Here is a 19,361-nt window from a genome sequence, read left to right as displayed (position 1 = left end):
CCCTTGGCTGTTTGATCTGACCGAGCACGGAGATTCTTGCGATCGAAGTGCTCTTTTTGCATGGACAGCCACATTCAGAGCGGACCCCATGAAACGCCTGCCACTCGACGACAGCTTCAAGGTCAATCGCAACCCCGTTACCCTGCGCGAAATCGTGCTGGATAAACTGCGAAGCGCCATCATGAACTTCCAGCTTCTGCCGGGAGACCGTCTGGTCGAGCGCGATCTGTGCGATCGCCTGGGCGTCAGTCGCACCTCGGTACGCGAAGCCTTGCGTCACCTGGAATCCGAAGGCCTGGTGGAATTCGCCGACGCCAAGGGACCACGGGTCGCGATCATTACGCTGGCCGATGCCGTCGATATCTATGAGCTGCGTTGCGTGCTCGAAGGCCTGATCGTCCAGCTGTTTACCCTGCGCGCCAAGGCCAAGGACATCAAGGCCCTGGAAAAAGCCCTCGAGGAAAACCGCAAGGCCCTCAAGGACGGCGAGCTGCAAACGGTCATCGACTCGGTCCAGGGTTTTTATGACGTGCTGCTCGAAGGCTCCGGCAACCATGTCGCGGCGCTGCAGTTGCGCCAGTTGCAGGCACGAATCAGCTATTTGCGCGCAACCTCGGTGTCCCAGGAAAACCGTCGTGGTGCGAGCAATCAGGAAATGGAGCGGATTGTCGAAGCGATCAAGAGCGGCGATCCCCTCGCCGCCCACCAGGCCTGTGTCAACCACGTGCGCGCCGCCGCGACGGTCGCCCTGGAATACCTCAAGCGCAAGCAGGAAGAGACCGGGGCGATCCCTGAGATCACGCTGCCGATCGCGCTTAAAGAACCCCGCATAGGTCGCTGAAGATGTTCAGCCCGAGCTTTTGTCCAAAGTGCGGCGGCAATGACCTCAGGTCTCAGCTTCCGCCGGGCGATACGCACGAGCGCCTGATGTGCTGCGGCTGCGGCTACATCCATTACATCAATCCGAAAATCATTGCCGGCTGCATCATCGAGCAGGACGGTAAGTATTTGCTTTGTCAGCGCGCCATCCCGCCGCGTCCTGGCACCTGGACGCTGCCGGCGGGGTTCATGGAAGGTGGCGAGACCACTGAACAAGCGGCGTTGCGGGAAGTTTGGGAAGAGAGTGGCGTGCGTGCGGAAATTCTCTCGCCCTACTCGATTTTCAGCGTGCCGAAGATCAGTGAGGTGTACATCATCTTCCGTGCCATCGCTCTGGAGATTACCGGGCAGTTCGGGCCGGAAACCCTGGACTACAAATTCTTCGCGCCCGAGGATATTCCCTGGGACAGCATTTACTACCCGGCGATCCGGCAGATTCTTGAGCGCTATATCGAGGAGCGGCAGGCTGGGGTTTATGGGATTTACATTGGTAACGACGATACCGGCAAGATTCACTTTATTCGGTAGTTGCCTCCGTTGGTCGTGTACATATCCGTTTCTTTGGTAACGGCGGCTGGCGGTTTCGCTTTTACAGCGAGTCACTTTCGAAAAGCGCGAAAGTAACCAAAGCGCTTTTGCCTCTTCCGTTCGGCCCTTCGCTTAGGCTCAGGGTGCCCTCGCTCCGGTCCTGCTCCGTGGGGGCGGTGCGTCAAGATCAAAAGCTGCAGGCGAGCTAACGCTCGGCCTGTTGAGTGGGGAAAAGCGAAAGGTGTACGCCGATCCATTGTGGGAGCGGGCTTGCTCGCGAAGCTGTTGATCTTGCCGCTGCTGTTGCCGTTGCCGTTGCTTTGGATCTGATCGCCCCTTTCCCAGAGGCCGAACGCAGGTATTGCGCAGGGGGCAGCTCGGCATGGATAGCCGATCGCAGCGGGCCCCCGGAGCAATGCCGGAGCGAGGCTCCGAATGGCGGGGCAAGATCCCGGTCGGCTTTCACGAGCTCCAGATTGTGTGATGTCCCACAAATCACAACGGCGCCACCCCCTCGACAATAATGATCTCCGCCCGGGCCACACCCTCACGGTGCCGTTTCGCCTCCTGATATTCCTCAGACTGATAGCAGGCCAACGCCTGTTCGTAGGAGTCGAACTCGATCACCACGTTGCGTTGCGGCGTCGGCCGCCCTTCCAGCGCTTCGCTACGCCCGCCCCTGGCTAACATCCTCCCGCCATACAACGCGAAAGCTGCCGGCGCTCGCTGGGTGTATTGGCTGTATTGATCGGGGTCGGTGACATCTACATGAGCAATCCAGTACGCCTTCATAGTGACCTCTCGGTTTATTTTGTATTATGGTATACCACATAATATTTCCAACAAACACTGAGAATCCTTACATGGCCTTCAACAGCATCGAAGAAATAATCGAAGACTATCGGCTAGGCAAAATGGTGCTGCTGGTCGATGACGAGGACCGGGAAAACGAAGGTGACCTGCTGCTGGCCGCCGACTGCTGCACAGCGGAAGCCATCAGCTTCATGGCCCGTGAAGCCCGCGGCCTGATCTGCCTGACTTTGACCGACGAACACTGCAAGCGCCTAGGGCTGGAGCAAATGGTGCCGAGCAATGGCAGCATGTTCAGCACGGCGTTCACCGTGTCTATCGAGGCCGCCGTCGGCGTGACCACCGGCATCTCCGCCGCCGATCGGGCCCGTACCGTTGCCGCCGCCGTTGCCGCCAATGCCGGGGCCACCGACCTTGTACAACCGGGCCACATCTTTCCATTGCGTGCCAAGGAAGGTGGCGTGCTGACCCGCGCCGGTCACACCGAAGCCGGTTGCGACCTGGCGCGTCTGGCCGGTTTCACCCCGGCCTCGGTGATCGTCGAGGTGATGAACGATGACGGCACCATGGCCCGGCGTCCGGACCTGGAAGTGTTCGCGCGCCAACACGGGATCAAGATCGGCACCATCGCCGACCTGATCCACTATCGCCTCAGCACGGAACACACGGTGGTGCGCATCGGAGAACGTGAACTGCCGACCGTGCATGGCACCTTCCGCCTGATCACCTTTGAGGATCGCATCGAAGGCGGCGTGCACATGGCAATGGTCATGGGTGATTTGCGCCGGGATGAACCGACGCTGGTGCGCGTGCACGTAATCGATCCCTTGCGTGATCTGGTTGGCGCTGAATACAGCGGCCCTTCCAACTGGACGCTTTGGGCGGCCTTGCAGCGCGTGGCCGAAGAAGGTCGCGGCGTGGTGGTGGTGCTGGCCAATCATGAGTCGTCGCAAGCGTTGCTCGAGCGTGTGCCGCAATTGACCCAACCGCCACGACAATTCAGCCGTTCGCAGTCACGCATCTATTCTGAAGTGGGTACCGGGGCGCAGATTCTGCAGGATCTCGGCGTGGGCAAGCTGCGCCATCTCGGCCCACCGTTGAAGTACGCCGGTTTGACCGGCTACGACCTGGAAGTGGTCGAAAGCATTCCCTTCACCGAGTGATTCGATGGGGCTTGCCCCTGTGGGAGCGGGCTTGTTCGCGAAGAGGGAGTGTCAGTCGACATTGATATTGCCTGACACACCGCTTTCGCGAGCAAGCCCGCTCCCACAATGGATTGCGTTGAATGACTAACCTGGGACAAGCCCCAGGATCACAAAAAATCCACGTTTGGCTGATAGCCGGTAAGGCAAAGTGCTTGCAGAAAGTTTGGAATACCATAATATGATATTCCATAGACCGGACGACCATAACTGGCCCGATGGACCTGCTGCTCCCGATAGGCGGGCACTCAAAAGCCCCCGCTCATAAACACAACAATGAGGGCGTGAAAATGGTGTTGAACAAACGTGCAACCGCAATACTGTTTGCGGGACTTCTGAGCGTGACCAGCCAGGCGTTGATGGCGGCCCAAAGCGTCAACTTCGTCAGTTGGGGTGGCAGCACCCAGGATGCGCAAAAACAGGCCTGGGCCGATCCGTTCAGCAAGGCCAGCGGCATCACGGTGGTCCAGGATGGCCCGACCGACTATGGCAAACTCAAAGCCATGGTCGAAAGCGGCAATGTGCAGTGGGACGTGGTCGATGTGGAAGCCGACTTCGCCTTGCGCGCCGCTGCTGAAGGCCTGCTCGAACCCCTCGATTTCTCGGTGATCCAGCGCGATAAAATCGACCCGCGGTTTGTCTCCGATCACGGTGTCGGTTCGTTCTTTTTCTCCTTCGTCCTCGGCTACAACGAAAGCAAGCTCGGTGCCAAAAAACCTCAAGACTGGTCCGCGCTGTTCGACACCAAGACTTACCCCGGCAAACGCGCCCTCTACAAATGGCCAAGCCCTGGCGTGCTCGAGCTGGCCCTGCTGGCCGATGGCGTAACCGCCGACAAGCTCTATCCGCTGGACCTGGATCGCGCCTTCAAGAAACTCGACACCATCAAGAAAGACATCGTCTGGTGGGGCGGCGGTGCGCAGTCGCAACAGTTGCTGGCCTCCGGCGAAGCGAGCATGGGGCAGTTCTGGAACGGCCGGATTCACGCCTTGCAAGAAGACGGCGCCCCCGTCGGTGTGAGCTGGAAACAGAACCTGGTCATGGCTGACATTCTGGTGATCCCGAAAGGATCGAAAAACAAGGACGCCGCGATGAAGTTCCTGGCCAACGCCAGCAGCGCCAAGGGACAGGCCGACTTCTCCAACCTGACCGCCTATGCGCCGGTCAACGTCGACAGCGTGTCGCGCCTGGATTCGGTGCTGGCCCCTAACCTGCCGACTGCCTACGCTAAGGATCAGATCACTCTTGATTTCGCGTACTGGGCCAAAAACGGTCCGGCCATCGCGACACGGTGGAACGAATGGCTGGTCAAATGAAAATGACGGCAACCGCGTCCCGTCAACCCACTTCGACCGGGAGCGCCGCTGGCGCTGCCGGCTCGGCTTCCGGCAAGGCGGCTGTGATGACGCAATCCCCTTCCCTGGCACAGCGCTGGCGTGGCGCGGGTAACCTGATCCCCGCCTTGTTGTTCCTCGGCTTGTTCTTTCTGGCGCCGTTGATCGGCCTGCTGCTGCGGGGCGTTCTGGAGCCCGTACCGGGGCTGGGCAACTACGAACAGTTGTTTGCCAACTCTGCGTATGCCCGAGTACTGCTCAACACCTTCTCGGTAGCCGGACTGGTAACGCTGTTCAGTCTGCTGCTCGGTTTTCCATTGGCCTGGGCCATCACCCTGGTTCCCCGGGGCTGGGGTCGCTGGATCCTCAACATCGTGCTGCTGTCGATGTGGACCAGCCTCCTCGCCCGGACCTATTCCTGGCTGGTGCTGCTGCAAGCCTCCGGGGTGATCAACAAGGCGTTGATGGCGATGGGCATCATCGATCAGCCGCTGGAGATGGTGCATAACCTCACTGGCGTGGTGATCGGCATGAGCTACATCATGATCCCATTCATCGTGCTGCCGCTGCAGGCGACCATGCAGGCCATCGACCCGATGATCCTGCAAGCCGGTTCGATCTGTGGCGCCAGCCCCTGGACCAACTTTTTCCGGGTGTTCCTGCCACTGTGCCGGCCGGGATTGTTCTCCGGTGGCCTGATGGTGTTCGTGATGTCCCTTGGGTACTACGTCACCCCGGCGCTGCTGGGTGGCGCGCAGAACATGATGCTGCCCGAGTTCATCATTCAGCAGGTGCAATCGTTCCTCAACTGGGGCCTGGCGAGCGCCGGTGCCGCGTTGCTGATCGTCATTACGCTGGTGTTGTTCTACTTCTATCTGAAGCTTCAGCCGGAATCCCCGGTTGGCGCCAGCAACGCGAGGTAAGCCGTCATGCTCCTGACCCCCAATGCCATGAGCCGGCGCATGCGCTTCGGCTTGTATTTCACGACGGGTTTGATCGCGCTGTTTCTGCTGCTGCCGATCGTGTTCATCGTGCTTCTATCCTTCGGCTCGTCCCAGTGGCTGGTGTTCCCGCCACCGGGCTGGACGCTGAAATGGTACGGCCAGTTCTTCTCCAACCCCGAGTGGATGAACGCGGCCATGGCCAGCCTCAAGGTCGCGGTGCTGACGACTTTCTTCGCCGTGGCGCTGGGCTTGCCGACTGCTTTCGCATTGGTGCGTGGCCGCTTCCCCGGTCGGGAAATGCTCTACGGCCTGTTCACCCTGCCGATGATCGTGCCGCTGGTGATCATCGCGGTGGCGGTGTATGCGCTGTTTCTCAAGCTGGGCTACACCGGGACGATGTTCGCGTTCGTGGTCAGCCATGTGATCGTTGCCTTGCCGTTCACCATCATCTCGATCATCAACTCGCTGAAGCTGTTCGATCAGTCGATCGAGGATGCGGCGGTGATCTGCGGTGCGTCACGCCTGCAAGCGGTGTTCAAGGTGACCTTTCCGGCGATTCGTCCGGGGATGGTGGCCGGCGCCCTGTTTGCGTTCCTGGTGTCCTGGGATGAAGTGGTGCTGAGCGTGATGATGGCCAGCCCGACCCTGCAAACCCTTCCCGTGAAAATGTGGACCACCTTGCGCCAGGACCTGACGCCCGTGATCGCCGTCGCTTCGACGCTGCTGATCGGCCTCTCGGTATTGGTCATGGTGATCGCCGCCGCCGTTCGCCGGCGCAATGAAATCCGCGCTTGAGCGCCAGGAGTACGACATGAGTGCAGTGATCAAAGATTCCGCGCAGCAAAATGACCAGCCTCTGGTAAGCCTGCGCAACCTGAACAAGCACTACGGCGACTTCGCCGCCGTGGACAACATTTCGCTGGACATCAAGGACGGTGAATTCCTCACCTTCCTCGGCTCCAGCGGCTCCGGCAAAAGCACCACCCTGTCGATGCTCGCCGGCTTCGAAACGCCGAGCAGCGGCGAGATCCTGGTCAATGGCCAATCCCTGGTCAACGTGCCGCCGCACAAGCGCGACATCGGCATGGTGTTCCAGCGTTATTCGCTGTTCCCGCATTTGTCAGTGCGCGACAACATCGCGTTCCCATTGGCGATTCGCAAACTGGCGAGCGCCGAACGTGAACGCCGGGTCGACGCGATGCTCAAGCTGGTGCAACTGGAACAGTTCGCCCATCGCCGCCCTTCGCAGCTTTCCGGTGGCCAGCAGCAACGGGTCGCCATCGCCCGGGCGCTGGTTTATGAGCCACGCATCCTGCTGATGGACGAACCCCTCGGCGCCCTCGACAAGAAACTGCGCGAAGACTTGCAGGACGAGCTGCGCCAGTTGCATCGGCGTCTGGGCATCACCATCGTCTACGTGACCCACGATCAGGAAGAAGCCATGCGCCTGTCCCAGCGCATCGCGATTTTCAGCCACGGCAAGATCGTCGGCCTGGGCAGCGGCTACGACCTTTACCAAAATCCGCCGAATGCGTTTGTCGCCTCGTTCCTCGGCAACTCCAATTTCCTCAAGCTCAAGGCCCAGGGCAACGCCGTGGCAGGTTTCGAAGGTCAGGCGCTGTCCATACGCCTGACCGCCGGCCTGCAAATCGATCAGGATGTGCTGCTGATGGTTCGCCCGGAAAAAGCCTTGGCGTTGAGCGTCCAGCAAGCCATTCAGGAACCGCTGGCCGCTGGCTGGAACGAAGTCTCGGCCAAGGTCGTGGAAGTGTTGTTCCTTGGCGAAAGCCAGACCTGCAGCGTGGTGACCGCGGGCGGCACGTCGATGACCGTCAAGGCGCTTTCCGCTGCCGGCATGCCGCTCAAGGCCGGCGACCCGGTGCAAGTGCGTTGGGCCACCGCCGATGCCTGCGTGTACACCGAATGGACCGAAAGCGATCTGAACAAGGCCGCCGGCGCCCATTAATCCCTGGCCCATGCCAGTGGGCCAGCCGTCACGTGTCACCCTCTGGTCGCCGCAGCGTCGGGCTGCGGCGGCCGCTTCCCTGCTCGCATTTTCCCTCTTTCAGACGCTACCGACTGGCTGTGCACAGTTGCGGGTGGCGCAATCCCGGCCTATGGTCCAAGCGATGAATTGCTTGCGACTGGCGCGTGATGATTGGCCGCTGGTTGCTGTCCATCCAGTGCGGGTTTCCCGCAGCGAGAGGTGAAGACATGCCCAACGATTCCCGCCCCGCCGTACTCGAACTGATCGGCAATACGCCGCTGGTGCGGGTCAGCCGCTTCGATACCGGCCCGTGTACCCTGTTCCTCAAACTCGAATCACAGAACCCCGGCGGCTCGATCAAGGACCGCATCGGCCTGGCGATGATCGACGCCGCCGAACGTGATGGCAGCCTGCGACCCGGCGGCACCATCATTGAGGCCACCGCCGGCAATACCGGCCTGGGCCTGGCCCTGGTTGGCCGCGCCAAGGGCTACCGGGTGGTGTTGGTGGTACCGGACAAGATGTCCACCGAAAAGGTCTTGCACCTCAAGGCCATGGGCGCCGAGGTGCATATCACCCGCTCCGACGTCGGCAAGGGCCATCCCGAGTACTACCAGGACGTTGCCGCCCGGCTGGCGCAGGAAATTCCCGATTCTTTCTTCGCCGATCAATTCAACAATCCGGCCAACCCGCTAGCCCACGAGTGCAGCACCGCACCGGAGATCTGGGCGCAAACCCAACATGATCTGGATGCCATCGTCGTCGGCGTCGGTTCGGCCGGCACGCTGACCGGGCTGACGCGTTTTTTTCGTCGCGTGCAGCCTGACCTGGTCATGGTGCTGGCTGATCCGGTCGGCTCGGTGATGGCCGAATACAGCCGCAGCGGTACCCTCGGCACGCCCGGCTCCTGGGCGGTGGAAGGCATCGGCGAAGACTTCATCCCATCGATTGCCGACCTGTCCAGCGTGCGCCACGCCTATTCCATCAGCGACGAAGAAAGCTTCGATCATGCCCGCCAACTGCTGCGCGCCGAAGGCATTCTCGGCGGTTCTTCGACCGGCACTTTGCTGGCGGCGGCGCTGCGCTACTGCCGTGAGCAAACCGAACCCAAACGCGTGGTCAGCTTCGTCTGCGATACCGGCACCCGCTATCTCTCGAAGGTTTACAACGACCAGTGGATGAGCGATCAGGGCCTGCTGCAGAGCAAACGCTATGGCGATCTGCGCGACCTGATCGCGCGGCGCTTCGAGGATGGCCGGGTGATCAGCGTAGGTCCGGACGACACGCTGCTCACCGCCTTCCAGCGCATGCGCCTAGCGGATGTCTCGCAACTGCCGGTGCTGGTGGGCGGACAGCGGCTCATCGGCGTGATCGACGAGTCCGATATTTTGTTTGGCGTGCACGAAGACGCGTCGCACTTTCGTAGGCCCGTCTCCAGCGCAATGACCGACAAACTGCAAACCCTTCCGCCCGGCGCCAGTCTGGCGGAGCTGGAGGCGGAACTCGACCGCGGGCTGGTGGCGATCATCGCTGACGCCTCGGGCTTCCACGGCCTGATTACCCGCGTCGACATGCTCAATCACTTAAGGAGATCCCTCGCATGAGTCAGCACGATGAAACCGCCCCGCCACGCGCCTTCGCCACCCGCGTGATCCATGCAGGACAGACGCCCGACCCGACGACTGGGGCGCTGATGCCGCCGATTTACGCCAACTCCACCTATTTGCAGCAGAGCCCCGGGGTGCACAAGGGCTTCGACTACGGGCGCTCGCACAATCCGACGCGCTTTGCCCTGGAGCGTTGCGTCGCGGACCTCGAGGGCGGCACCCAGGGCTTCGCCTTCGCCTCCGGGCTGGCGACGATTTCTACCGTGCTCGAACTGCTCGACGCTGACTCGCACATTGTTTCCGGCAATGACTTGTATGGCGGTACGTTCCGACTGTTCGACAAGGTACGCCGGCGCAGCGCCGGGCATCGTTTCAGTTTCGTCGATCTGACCGACCTGTCGGCATTCGAAGCAGCGCTGCAGGACGACACGCGGATGGTCATGGTCGAGACGCCGAGCAATCCCTTGCTGAGCCTTACCGGCCTGGCGGCCATCGCGCGCATCTGCCGCGACCGAGACATCATTTGTGTGGCCGACAACACCTTTGCCAGCCCGTGGATACAACGTCCACTGGAGCTGGGCTTCGATATCGTGCTGCACTCGACGACCAAGTACCTGAACGGCCACTCCGACGTGATCGGCGGCATCGCGGTGGTCGGGCAGAACGCGGAACTGGCCGAGCGCCTGGGTTTCCTGCAAAACGCGGTGGGTGCCATCGCAGGTCCGTTCGACGCCTTTCTCACCCTGCGCGGCGTGAAAACCCTGGCGCTGCGCATGGAGCGTCACTGCAGCAATGCGCTGGAACTGGCGCAATGGCTGGAGCGTCAGCCGCAGGTCGCGCGCGTCTATTACCCGGGCTTGCCGTCACACCCGCAGCACGAACTGGCGCAGCGTCAGATGCGCGGTTTCGGCGGGATGATTTCCCTCGACCTGAACAGCGACCTGGCCGGTGCCAGGCGTTTCCTCGAGAGTGTGCAGATCTTCGCCCTGGCCGAAAGCCTGGGCGGCGTTGAAAGCCTGATTGAGCACCCGGCGATCATGACCCACGCCACCATCCCCGTAGAAACCCGCGCCAAGCTCGGCATCGGCGATGCGCTGGTGCGTTTGTCAGTGGGTGTCGAAGATGTCGAAGACTTGCGTGCTGACCTGGCTCAGGCGCTGGCGCGGATCTGAGCGATGGGTTGAAAGCAGCCGGTAATGACCGGCTGCTTTCGGCTGTGGCCGGTATCCGCAGACTCAGCCCTTGGCCGCCATCGCGGTCACTTCCACGCGCATGCCTTCAACTGCAAGAGCGGCTACGCCAACGGCAGCGCGAACCGGCCAGGGTTTGGCGAAAAAGCGCTGGTACACCTCGTTGAACGCGGCGCGATCGGCCATGTCGGTGAGGTAGATGGTCAGGTGCAGAACCCGGTCCATGGAACTGCCGGCGCGCTCCAGCGCTACCTTGAGCGCCTGCAGGGTGCATTCGCTCTGCTCGACGATGCCACCCAGCTCCAGATCGCCGTTGGCGCGGGTAGGAATCTGCGTGGAGACCAACAAGCCGCCGAAACCGGCGACGTCTGAGGAGATGGATTCCGGGTCGGGATCGGGCAGGAAGGTGATGTCGTGGTTTGCCATGGGGATCTCTTGCTTGAGGTGATTAAGGTGGCGGCTAGTTTACAGCCCCATCGTCAGGCTGTTCGTGATTTAGCTCGACAACATGCAAGGCAAGCAGATGGGCGCTCAACGTATGAATTTGTGGGAGCGGGCTTGCTCGCGAAGAGGGCGGCAAATTCGGCATCACTATTGACTGCCACGCCGCTTTCGCGAGCAAGCCCGCTCCCACAAGGGATACCCGCAGTCAGGAAAATTGCCCTCTCCCTTGCGAGAGAGGGCGGATGCATCTTAGGTGTGATGAATTTCCCGATCCTTGGTTTCCGGCAGGAAGAACGTACCCAGAATGGCCGTCATCACGGCGATGACGATCGGGTACCACAGCCCATAGTAGATATCACCCGTGGCCGCGACCATGGCGAACGCCACCGTAGGCAGGAAGCCGCCGAACCAGCCATTGCCGATGTGGTACGGCAGCGACATCGAGGTGTAGCGGATGCGCGCCGGGAAGAGTTCCACCAGCCACGCGGCGATTGGCCCGTAAACCATCGTCACGTAGATCACCAGGATGGTCAGGAGCAGCAGCACCATCGGGTAATTGGTCTTGGCCGGGTCGGCCTTCTCGGGGTAGCCGGCGTCCTTGAGGGCGGTACCGAGGGTGGCGGTAAAGGCGTCGTTGCTAGTCTTGAAGTCGGCGGCCGGCATGCCGGTGCCCTCGAAGCTCTGGATCACCTTATTGCCGATGCGCACCTGCGCGACAGCGCCCGGCTCGGCCTTCTCGTTCTCATACGGGATGGCCCTCTTCGCCAATACGGTCTTGGCCAGGTCGCAGGAGCTGGTGAATTTGGCCTTGCCCACCGGGTCGAACTGGAACGAGCACTGGGCGGGATCGGCAACCACCGTGACCGGATTCCGCTCCTGCGCGACGAACACGTCGGGGTTACCGTATTGGGTCAACGCATGGAAGATCGGGAAGTAAGTCACCGCCGCCAGGATGCAGCCCGCCATGATGATGCCCTTGCGGCCGATGCGGTCGGACAGGCTGCCGAATATGACGAAGAACGGCGTGCCGATCAGCAGCGAGCCGGCAATCAGCAGGTTGGCCGTCTGCGCTTCGATCTTCAGCGTCTGCAACAGGAAGAACAGCGCATAGAACTGCCCGGTGTACCAGACCACCGCCTGACCGGCAGTACCACCGAGCAACGCCATGATCACTATTTTGAGGTTGTCCCAGCGGGCGAAGGATTCGGTCAGCGGCGCCTTGGAGGACTTGCCTTCGGCTTTCATTTTCAGGAACACCGGCGACTCGCTGAGCTGCAGGCGGATGTACACCGAGACAATCAGCAGCAGGATCGACAGCAGGAACGGAATCCGCCAGCCCCAGGCCTCGAAGGCTTCAGTGCCGAGGATCGTGCGGCAGGCGAGGATCACCAGCAGCGAGAGAAACAGACCGAGGGTCGCGGTGGTCTGAATCCACGAGGTGAAGTAACCGCGCTTGCCCTTCGGCGCATGTTCGGCCACGTAGGTCGCGGCGCCGCCGTACTCACCACCCAGGGCCAGGCCTTGCAGCAGACGAAGGATGATCAGGATGATCGGTGCTGCCACGCCGATGGTCGCATAGCCAGGCAGAAAGCCGACGATGGCGGTGGAGACACCCATGATGACAATGGTGATGAGGAAGGTGTGCTTGCGCCCGATCATATCGCCCAGCCGGCCGAACACGATGGCGCCGAACGGGCGCACGGCGAAACCGGCGGCGAACGCGAGCAGAGCGAAGATGAAGGAAGTGGTCTCGTTGACGCCGGCGAAAAAGTGCTTGGCGATAATCGCGGCGAGTGAGCCATAAAGGTAGAAGTCGTACCACTCGAATACGGTGCCCAGGGACGAGGCGAATATGACCTTGCGCTCCTCCTTGGTTATCCCGTGTTTGGGCGCACTGCCCGTGGCTGTATTGTCGATTGCGGCCATGATTCTTCTCCGTCTTGCTCTTATTGAAGGCCGGAGTACCTCACTACCGTTGCCGCACCCTGGCCCTAGGGCTGATGTTATCGGACTACGAATTTCGCGAAGCATGGAAACAGGCTGACCGCCTCGCATCGCTGCAAGGTCCCTTGAAGCATAATCACCTTCTCGCAGATATCCACTCGACTGCACTGTCAAACGGCTATTAAGGCCTGCGAGATATCACGCGACGCGTCAGGGTGGCGCTCCGCTGATATCTGTTTGTTAGGAATAGGCCATTGTCTGGAAGTTCGATTTAATTCACGAGGCAGTTGCAGCGAACCTCACCAAACGAAAATGCCCGGCAGACGCCAGGCATTTTCAGACGAACACAAGACTTCGACTAGTCGGTGTAACCGAGTCGCGTCGCCCGGCTCTCCTGCGCCTGGCCGCGGGTGGCCAGGCAGTAATACAACGGGCACGTCACCACCAAACCCACCAGCCAGGAAAGGTCGGCGCCTTCGATAAGGTTGGCGTACGGCCCGACATACAACGACGTATTGGCGAACGGCAACTGCACGATGATGCCAATGAAATACGCAACGATCGCGTGCAGATTGAAACGCCCATAGATCCCGCCATCAGCCCGGAAGATCGACGCAATGTCGTAGCGGCCGCGTTTGATCAGGTAGAAGTCAATCAGGTTGATTGACGCCCAGGGCACGAGCACCAGCAACAGTGCCAGGATCAGCCCGATAAACCGGGAGATGAAATCCGCCGAAGCACCCAGCGCGACCAGGCAGCAGCCGGCCAACACGACACTCGACAACACCACCCGCAGCTTGATGCTTGGCGTCCACTGGCTGGCGAAGGTCTGGATCGAGGTGATGATCGACAGCACCGCGCCGTACAGATTCAAGGCGTTGTGGCTGATGATGTTGAGCAAAAACAGCACCATCAGAATCGGACCGAGCCAGCCGGTGGATTGCTTCACGGCGGCCATGGCTTCGGTGCCTTCCGGGGTCGCCAGCACCGCCACCGCGCCAAAGGTAAACGACAGAATGGTGCCCAGTGTCGCGCCCAGGTAAGTGGCCCAGAACGGCTTGGCAATCCCGATATCCGCCGGCAGGTAACGCGAGTAGTCAGAGACATAAGGCGAGAAGCTGATTTGCCAGATGATGCCCAGCGACACCGTCGCCAGCCAGCCCGACAGGTTGAAACCACCGCGGCTGAAGAAGTCCGCCGGCAAGTCATGGGCAAAGATATAAAGGAAGCCGGCGAGCAAGGCGCTGCCCATGACCCAGGTGCCGATGCGATTGAGGGTGTGAATGAAGCGATAACCGATCACCCCGATCGCGGTGGCGCTGAGGGCACCGATGAGGATGCTCGCTGGCACCGGAACCGATGGCGCGATGCCGACGATCGATTTGCCGGCCAGCACGATGTTGGAGATGAAAAAACCGATGTAGATGAGCGCCGCAAAGAACACGATCAGCAGCGCGCCATAACGGCCGAACTGGCCGCGGCTCTGGACCATCTGCGGAATGCCCATGCGCGGGCCTTGGGCCGACGCCAGCGCAATCACCACACCGCCGAGCATATGCCCGAGGACAATCGCCAGCAGCCCCCAGAACAGGTCGAGATGGAACACCTGAACCACCATGGCGCCGGTCACGATGGGCAGCGGCGCAATGTTGGTGCTGAACCATAAGGTGAACAGATCGCGGGCCTTCCCGTGGCGCTCTGCGAGGGGGACATAATCGACCGTGTGATTCTCGATCAGGGGGTCTTGCCGGGACATCTGGGACATATGCATGAACTCGAGTTTGTCTGATCTTATATTTGTATGAAGCCAAACCGGGGGGACTCTTTTGGCCGCCCCTCAGATGCGAACCATATTATGGTATTCCAACTTTTTAACAAGGCTGATCCGGCGTTTGGGGGCGCATCTGATCTGAAAGATTGGCCTGCTTCCACGTGCTCTTCCAGGCTACGAGCCCCGTATTTGTTGAGTCTAAGACCGAAAACATACGTTTATCGGTAAGCAGAAAAAGCCCTTGCAAACTATGTATTACGGTATACCATCAGACCTACAAACCCATAAAAACCGTATTTCAACACCCGAGGACAGTCCCATGATCGATGCCGCCATCTACAAACAAGTCATGGGCTCGTTCCCGTCCGGTGTCACCGTCATCACCACCCTGGACGACGACGGGCAAATCGTCGGCCTGACCGCCAGCGCTTTCAGCTCGCTGTCCATGGACCCGGCCCTGGTGTTGTTCTGCCCCAACTACAGCTCCGATTCTTATCCTGTCCTGATCAAGAACAAGCGCTTTGCCATTCATGTGCTTTCCGGTGGCCAGCAAAGCGAAGCCTATGCTTTCGCCCGCAAAGGCAAGGACAAGGCGCAAGGCATCGAGTGGACGTTGAGCGAGTTGGGCAATCCGATCCTGGCCAACGCCACTGCAGTCATCGAATGCGAACTGTGGCGTGAATATGAAGGGGGCGACCACGCGATCATGGTCGGCGCCGTGAAGAACCTGATCGTGCCCCAGCAGAACGCCGGGCCACTGGTGTATTGCCACGGCAAGATGGGCGCCCTGCCCGTTCTTGCGTGACCCCGATATCAACTGAATAAGCAAAGACCCTGTGGGAGCGGGCTTGCTCGCGAAAGCAATCCGTCAGACAACATCACCGTTGACTGACACTCCGTCTTCGCGAGCAAGCCCGCTCCCACAGGTTCAGCGACTGCTGCAATAGAAGTATTTGCGGATATTTCGTATTATGGTATACCAGACAGACAATAAAAGATCCGAGGTAAGCGTCATGAAATTTTCCCTGTTCGTACACATGGAACGTTGGGACGAAAGCGTCAGCCACCGCCAGCTGTTCGAAGATTTGACCGAGCTGACCCTGATGGCCGAGGCCGGCGGTTTCAGCACTGTCTGGATCGGCGAACACCACGCCATGGAATACACCATCTCGCCTAGCCCGATGCCGCTGCTGGCCTACCTGGCGGCCAAGACCACCACCATTCACCTCGGCGCCGGCACCATCATCGCGCCGTTCTGGCATCCGCTGCGGGTTGCCGGTGAGTGCGCTCTGCTCGACGTCATCAGCAACGGTCGCATGGAAGTCGGCCTGGCTCGCGGCGCTTACCAGGTTGAATTCGACCGCATGGCGGGCGGCATGCCGGCATCGAGCGGTGGCCAGGCGCTGCGGGAAATGGTTCCGGTGGTGCGCGCGCTGTGGCAAGGCGACTACGCCCATGACGGCGACATCTGGAAATTCCCGACGTCCACCAGCGTACCCAAGCCGATCCAGAAGCCAAACCCGCCGATGTGGATCGCCGCCCGCGACCCGGACTCGCACAACTTCGCGGTGGCCAACGGCTGCAACGTCATGGTCACGCCGCTGATGAAGGGCGACGAAGAAGTCCTCGACCTGAAGAACAAATTCCAGACCGCCCTGGACAACAACCCGGACGTGCCGCGCCCGCAGCTGATGGTGCTGCGTCACACCCACGTCCATGCGGTCGACGACCCCGAGGGCTGGAAAGTCGGGGCCCAGGCGATCTCGAAGTTCTATCGCACGTTCGATGCCTGGTTCGGCAACAAGGAAGTACCAGTCAACGGCTTCCTGGCGCCAAGCCCGGAAGAGAAATTCGCCGCTCGCCCGGAGTTCGAACTGGAGAGCCTGCACAGGACCGCCATGATTGGCACCCCGGAAGAAATCATTCCGCGCATCAAGTACTACCAGGAACTGGGCGTCGACGAATTCAGCTTCTGGTGCGACAACAGCCTGCCCCATGCGGAGAAGAAAAAATCCCTGGAGCTGTTTATCAAGCACGTGGTGCCAGCGTTTCGCTGAGTCCGCCACCCTGCTCCCGGACGCGAAGCCGGGGGCCTGACTGACGTGTAGGGTCGATTCCAATGATCACTGGTCGTCTCCCATCACTCGCCCTCCCCTCCGGCGCCGCGCAGGTTTATCTGCGCGGTGAATGGACCGCTTCGCACCTGCATTTCAAGCGCCTGCGCGCCAGCGTCGCCGCCAAGCAGAACGGCTTCTGGCAAATAGTTCACTGAGCTCATCCGAACAGGAATTCACGCACCTCCACGTCTGGGAATCGCCAGGCGTGTGCGGTGCATTGTGCTTCGGCCCGGATCGACCCGGGCTGGCGGGACGTGAAAGCGTCCTGCCCATGATCAGGTTTGCTCAATGAACAATAACAACGCGCTGTTGATCATCGACATGCAACAGGAGGACGGTTTCGTCCTGGAACACTTCGACACGGTGGTGAACCATACCGCCGCCCTGCTCGAGACCGCCCGCCGCCAGCGGGTGCCTGTCATCTATACCCGCCATATCAACCAGGCCGACGGCAGTGACCTGCCCCGTGGCGAGCCTCGCGCGGCCGACGGCGGCCCGAGCAGTTACCGCGCCGGCACCCGGCAAGTGGAAATCATCGAACGTCTGGCGCCGCAGCCGGATGAACTCATCATCGACAAGGGCCGCTACAGCGCCTTCCACCGTACCGACCTGGATGCCCGACTCAAAGCCATGGACATCGACACGCTGATCATCAGCGGTGTGTTGACCGATGTCTGCGTGCTCAGCAGCGTATTCGATGCCTTCGCCCTGGGTTATCACATTCGCCTGGTCAGCGACGCCTGCACCACGACCACCCTGGCCGGACACTACTCGGCGCTGTTGATCATGGCCAACTGGGTCTATGCCCTGGAAATGCTCACCTGCGCCCAATGCCTGCGGGCCCTGGAATATCGCGACTACCTGAGCCTGATCCCCGAACGCCCGGACGTCTTCGCCCACCAGCCCCATGAGCTGCAAAGCACCATCGCCCGCCTGCAAGACCACCTCGTCCGGACTCAGGAGTGATCGCCATGCACGTCGAAAAAAGAAGCATCGATTTCATCCCCGAAGCCGAACGCCATGGCAAGCCCGGCTCACTGTTCTTTATCTGGTTCGGCGCCAACATGAATATCACCACCATCGCTTCCGGGGTGTTGCCGGTGGTGATGGGGCTGAACCTGTTCTGGAGTGCGCTGGCAATCATCATCGGCTCGCTGTTGGGGGCGATTTTCATGGCCTCCCATTCCGCCCAGGGGCCGAAACTGGGCATCCCGCAGATGATCCAGAGCCGCGCCCAATTCGGCGTGTTGGGGGCGGTGTTGCCGCTGCTGTTCGTGATGCTGATTTACCTGGGGTTCTTCGTCAGCAACACCTTGCTCGCCGCCCAGGCGCTGGCGTCCGTCAGTCCGTTGCCGGTCGACGAGAACATCTATCTGATCGGGGCGTTGTGCTTCGTCGTCGCGCTGTATGGCTATCGACTGATTCACCGTTTGCAGAAGCTGTTATCGATCCTCTCAGTGGGGGTGTTCATTGCCGCCACGCTGTTCGCCTTGCAACTGCCGATCCCGGCCGAACAATGGCTGCCAACGGGCTTCTCGTTGTCGAAGTTCCTGGTGGCGGTGAGCATAGCCGTGACCTGGCAGCTGTCCTACGCACCTTATGTCGCCGACTATTCGCGCTACCTGCCTAGCCGCACACCGACCGCTCAGGTGTTTTGGTACAGCTATGCCGGGACGGTGATCGGCGGCGCGTGGATGATGATCCTGGGTGCCATCCTCAGCGTTGGTATCGGCGATTTTTCCAGCAACGTCGGCGGGCATGTCGCCGGGCTGTTCGGCAGCGGCGCCGTGCTGCTGTTTGCCTTCATCGTCTATGGCCAGGTGTCGATCAACGTGTTCAACCTGTACGGGGCGTTCATGTCGACCATCACCGTGATCGAACCTTTCGCCCGGCTCAAGGTGACACCTCGGGTACGGGGCCTGTTCATGCTGGTGATCAGCCTGGTGGCGACAGCCTTGTGCACCATCAGTCAGGACGACTTCATCAACTTCTTCCTCAACTTCATTTTCTTCATGAGCTACTTCCTGATCCCCTGGACGGCCATCAACCTGGTGGACTACTACTGCCTGCGCAAAGGCCGGTACCAGATCGATGACATCTTTGACCTCAACGGCGTTTATGGGCGGATCAACTGGATCGCGTGTGGCAGTTTCCTGCTGGCGATTGCCCTGGAAATCCCGTTCATGAACACCACGCTGTATGTCGGTCCGGTCGCCACGGCGCTGGATGGCGTGGACCTGGCCTGGTTGGTCGGGTTGCTAGTGCCCGCTGGCAGTTATTACTGGCTGATGAAACTCGGCAAGCGCGCCCACGGTATCGGCGAACTGTCTTGATCAACCCCTGAAAACCACAATTAACTGTGGGAGCGAGCCTGCTCGAGAAAGCGGACCAACAGCCAACATCGATGCTGAATGTGCCGGCCTCTTCGCGAGCAAGCCCGCTCCCACAGGGGGTTTTGTCCCGGGCGCTGAGACCGCGACCCACCTCAATCAACTGTGGGAGCGGGCTTGCTCGCGAAAGCGGACTAACAGGCAACATGATGTTGAATGTGCCCAGGTTGCGTTTACTCCATAGCCGTTCGTCTTATCGGGTTGCGCTGTCAAT

The 19,361-nt window shown here is 60.6% G+C and carries 18 protein-coding genes; 14 read left to right on the top strand and 4 right to left on the bottom strand.

Translation table 11 applies throughout. The features are described 5' to 3' along the window. Positions 1-88: 88 nt before the first annotated feature. Both ACA055_RS12675 and ACA055_RS12670 read left to right on the top strand, forming a co-directional pair. A complete protein-coding gene (locus tag ACA055_RS12675; RefSeq protein WP_497683936.1) occupies positions 89-841 on the top strand; it encodes a GntR family transcriptional regulator in 753 nt (250 codons plus the stop codon). Between the two features lie 2 nt (positions 842-843). Beyond that, the gene (locus ACA055_RS12670; RefSeq protein WP_497683935.1) at positions 844-1,407 is read left to right on the top strand and encodes an NUDIX hydrolase; all 564 of its coding nucleotides are present in this window, start codon (positions 844-846) and stop codon (positions 1,405-1,407) included. A 495-nt stretch (positions 1,408-1,902) separates the two neighbouring features. On the opposite strand, the gene ACA055_RS12665 is transcribed toward ACA055_RS12670, so the two are convergent. After that, a complete protein-coding gene (locus tag ACA055_RS12665; RefSeq protein ID WP_497683934.1) occupies positions 1,903-2,199 on the bottom strand; it encodes a DUF1330 domain-containing protein in 297 nt (98 codons plus the stop codon). 71 nt (positions 2,200-2,270) lie between these two features. Here ACA055_RS12665 and ribBA point away from each other — a divergent pair, with 71 nt between their 5' ends. The 7 genes from ribBA (at position 2,271) to ACA055_RS12630 (ending at position 10,463) form a co-directional block, all read left to right on the top strand. Further along, a complete protein-coding gene (gene ribBA / locus ACA055_RS12660; protein WP_497683933.1) occupies positions 2,271-3,380 on the top strand; it encodes a bifunctional 3,4-dihydroxy-2-butanone-4-phosphate synthase/GTP cyclohydrolase II in 1,110 nt (369 codons plus the stop codon). Positions 3,381-3,709: 329 nt separating this feature from the next. Next, the gene (locus ACA055_RS12655; protein WP_497683932.1) at positions 3,710-4,735 is read left to right on the top strand and encodes an ABC transporter substrate-binding protein; all 1,026 of its coding nucleotides are present in this window, start codon (positions 3,710-3,712) and stop codon (positions 4,733-4,735) included. Then, complete coding sequence (locus tag ACA055_RS12650) at positions 4,732-5,676, top strand: ABC transporter permease (protein ID WP_497684400.1); 945 nt, start codon at positions 4,732-4,734, stop codon at positions 5,674-5,676. The genes ACA055_RS12655 and ACA055_RS12650 overlap by 4 nt, the downstream gene beginning before the upstream one ends. A 6-nt stretch (positions 5,677-5,682) precedes the next feature. Beyond that, positions 5,683-6,492, top strand: coding sequence for an ABC transporter permease (locus ACA055_RS12645; protein ID WP_497683931.1), 810 nt, complete (start codon positions 5,683-5,685; stop codon positions 6,490-6,492). Positions 6,493-6,508: 16 nt separating this feature from the next. Then, positions 6,509-7,663: an ABC transporter ATP-binding protein gene (locus ACA055_RS12640; protein ID WP_497683930.1), complete on the top strand. Its 1,155-nt coding sequence runs from the start codon at positions 6,509-6,511 to the stop codon at positions 7,661-7,663. A gap of 248 nt (positions 7,664-7,911) precedes the next feature. Further along, complete coding sequence (locus ACA055_RS12635) at positions 7,912-9,288, top strand: pyridoxal-phosphate dependent enzyme (protein ID WP_497683929.1); 1,377 nt, start codon at positions 7,912-7,914, stop codon at positions 9,286-9,288. Then, a complete protein-coding gene (locus ACA055_RS12630) occupies positions 9,285-10,463 on the top strand; it encodes a trans-sulfuration enzyme family protein (protein WP_497683928.1) in 1,179 nt (392 codons plus the stop codon). The genes ACA055_RS12635 and ACA055_RS12630 overlap by 4 nt, the downstream gene beginning before the upstream one ends. A gap of 63 nt (positions 10,464-10,526) precedes the next feature. Here ACA055_RS12630 and ACA055_RS12625 read toward each other — a convergent pair whose 3' ends face one another. From ACA055_RS12625 to ACA055_RS12615, 3 genes are all read right to left on the bottom strand, one after another. Continuing rightward, positions 10,527-10,907, bottom strand: coding sequence for a RidA family protein (locus ACA055_RS12625; RefSeq protein WP_497683927.1), 381 nt, complete (start codon positions 10,905-10,907; stop codon positions 10,527-10,529). Positions 10,908-11,174: 267 nt separating this feature from the next. After that, a complete protein-coding gene (locus ACA055_RS12620) occupies positions 11,175-12,851 on the bottom strand; it encodes an MFS transporter (RefSeq protein WP_497683926.1) in 1,677 nt (558 codons plus the stop codon). A gap of 376 nt (positions 12,852-13,227) precedes the next feature. Then, positions 13,228-14,634 (bottom strand): purine-cytosine permease family protein, encoded by a 1,407-nt coding sequence (locus ACA055_RS12615; protein ID WP_497683925.1) that lies wholly within the window; start codon positions 14,632-14,634, stop codon positions 13,228-13,230. Between the two features lie 325 nt (positions 14,635-14,959). Here ACA055_RS12615 and ACA055_RS12610 point away from each other — a divergent pair, with 325 nt between their 5' ends. The 5 genes from ACA055_RS12610 (at position 14,960) to ACA055_RS12590 (ending at position 19,090) form a co-directional block, all read left to right on the top strand. Continuing rightward, positions 14,960-15,445 carry a flavin reductase family protein gene (locus tag ACA055_RS12610; protein WP_056740501.1) on the top strand — a complete coding sequence of 162 codons (486 nt, stop codon included), beginning with the start codon at positions 14,960-14,962 and terminating at the stop codon, positions 15,443-15,445. A gap of 208 nt (positions 15,446-15,653) precedes the next feature. Beyond that, positions 15,654-16,697 carry an LLM class flavin-dependent oxidoreductase gene (locus ACA055_RS12605; RefSeq protein ID WP_497683924.1) on the top strand — a complete coding sequence of 348 codons (1,044 nt, stop codon included), beginning with the start codon at positions 15,654-15,656 and terminating at the stop codon, positions 16,695-16,697. Between the two features lie 62 nt (positions 16,698-16,759). Continuing rightward, a complete protein-coding gene (locus ACA055_RS12600) occupies positions 16,760-16,912 on the top strand; it encodes a hypothetical protein (protein ID WP_497683923.1) in 153 nt (50 codons plus the stop codon). A 133-nt stretch (positions 16,913-17,045) separates the two neighbouring features. After that, positions 17,046-17,723 (top strand): cysteine hydrolase family protein, encoded by a 678-nt coding sequence (locus ACA055_RS12595; RefSeq protein WP_497683922.1) that lies wholly within the window; start codon positions 17,046-17,048, stop codon positions 17,721-17,723. Positions 17,724-17,728: 5 nt separating this feature from the next. Then, on the top strand, positions 17,729-19,090 hold the full coding sequence (locus tag ACA055_RS12590; RefSeq protein ID WP_497683921.1) for a purine-cytosine permease family protein: 1,362 nt from the start codon (positions 17,729-17,731) through the stop codon (positions 19,088-19,090). Positions 19,091-19,361 lie beyond the last annotated feature (271 nt).

The organism is Pseudomonas sp. LBUM1657 (assembly GCF_059716075.1).
The sequence above is the reverse complement of the archived record's forward strand: the minus strand, read 5'-3'. Positions and strand labels throughout refer to the sequence as shown.

Bases quoted from the DNA above. Each gene is read 5' to 3' on its own strand.
- ACA055_RS12670 (WP_497683935.1), top strand. From the start codon at position 844: ATGTTCAGCCCGAGCTTTTGTCCAAAGTGCGGCGGCAATGACCTCAGG.
- ACA055_RS12620 (WP_497683926.1), bottom strand. From the start codon at position 12,851: ATGGCCGCAATCGACAATACAGCCACGGGCAGTGCGCCCAAACACGGG.
- ribBA (WP_497683933.1), top strand. From the start codon at position 2,271: ATGGCCTTCAACAGCATCGAAGAAATAATCGAAGACTATCGGCTAGGC.
- ACA055_RS12605 (WP_497683924.1), top strand. From the start codon at position 15,654: ATGAAATTTTCCCTGTTCGTACACATGGAACGTTGGGACGAAAGCGTC.
- ACA055_RS12640 (WP_497683930.1), top strand. From the start codon at position 6,509: ATGAGTGCAGTGATCAAAGATTCCGCGCAGCAAAATGACCAGCCTCTG.
- ACA055_RS12650 (WP_497684400.1), top strand. From the start codon at position 4,732: ATGAAAATGACGGCAACCGCGTCCCGTCAACCCACTTCGACCGGGAGC.
- ACA055_RS12655 (WP_497683932.1), top strand. From the start codon at position 3,710: ATGGTGTTGAACAAACGTGCAACCGCAATACTGTTTGCGGGACTTCTG.
- ACA055_RS12595 (WP_497683922.1), top strand. From the start codon at position 17,046: ATGAACAATAACAACGCGCTGTTGATCATCGACATGCAACAGGAGGAC.
- ACA055_RS12590 (WP_497683921.1), top strand. From the start codon at position 17,729: ATGCACGTCGAAAAAAGAAGCATCGATTTCATCCCCGAAGCCGAACGC.
- ACA055_RS12600 (WP_497683923.1), top strand. From the start codon at position 16,760: ATGATCACTGGTCGTCTCCCATCACTCGCCCTCCCCTCCGGCGCCGCG.
- ACA055_RS12665 (WP_497683934.1), bottom strand. From the start codon at position 2,199: ATGAAGGCGTACTGGATTGCTCATGTAGATGTCACCGACCCCGATCAA.
- ACA055_RS12645 (WP_497683931.1), top strand. From the start codon at position 5,683: ATGCTCCTGACCCCCAATGCCATGAGCCGGCGCATGCGCTTCGGCTTG.
- ACA055_RS12610 (WP_056740501.1), top strand. From the start codon at position 14,960: ATGATCGATGCCGCCATCTACAAACAAGTCATGGGCTCGTTCCCGTCC.
- ACA055_RS12635 (WP_497683929.1), top strand. From the start codon at position 7,912: ATGCCCAACGATTCCCGCCCCGCCGTACTCGAACTGATCGGCAATACG.
- ACA055_RS12675 (WP_497683936.1), top strand. From the start codon at position 89: ATGAAACGCCTGCCACTCGACGACAGCTTCAAGGTCAATCGCAACCCC.
- ACA055_RS12615 (WP_497683925.1), bottom strand. From the start codon at position 14,634: ATGTCCCAGATGTCCCGGCAAGACCCCCTGATCGAGAATCACACGGTC.
- ACA055_RS12630 (WP_497683928.1), top strand. From the start codon at position 9,285: ATGAGTCAGCACGATGAAACCGCCCCGCCACGCGCCTTCGCCACCCGC.
- ACA055_RS12625 (WP_497683927.1), bottom strand. From the start codon at position 10,907: ATGGCAAACCACGACATCACCTTCCTGCCCGATCCCGACCCGGAATCC.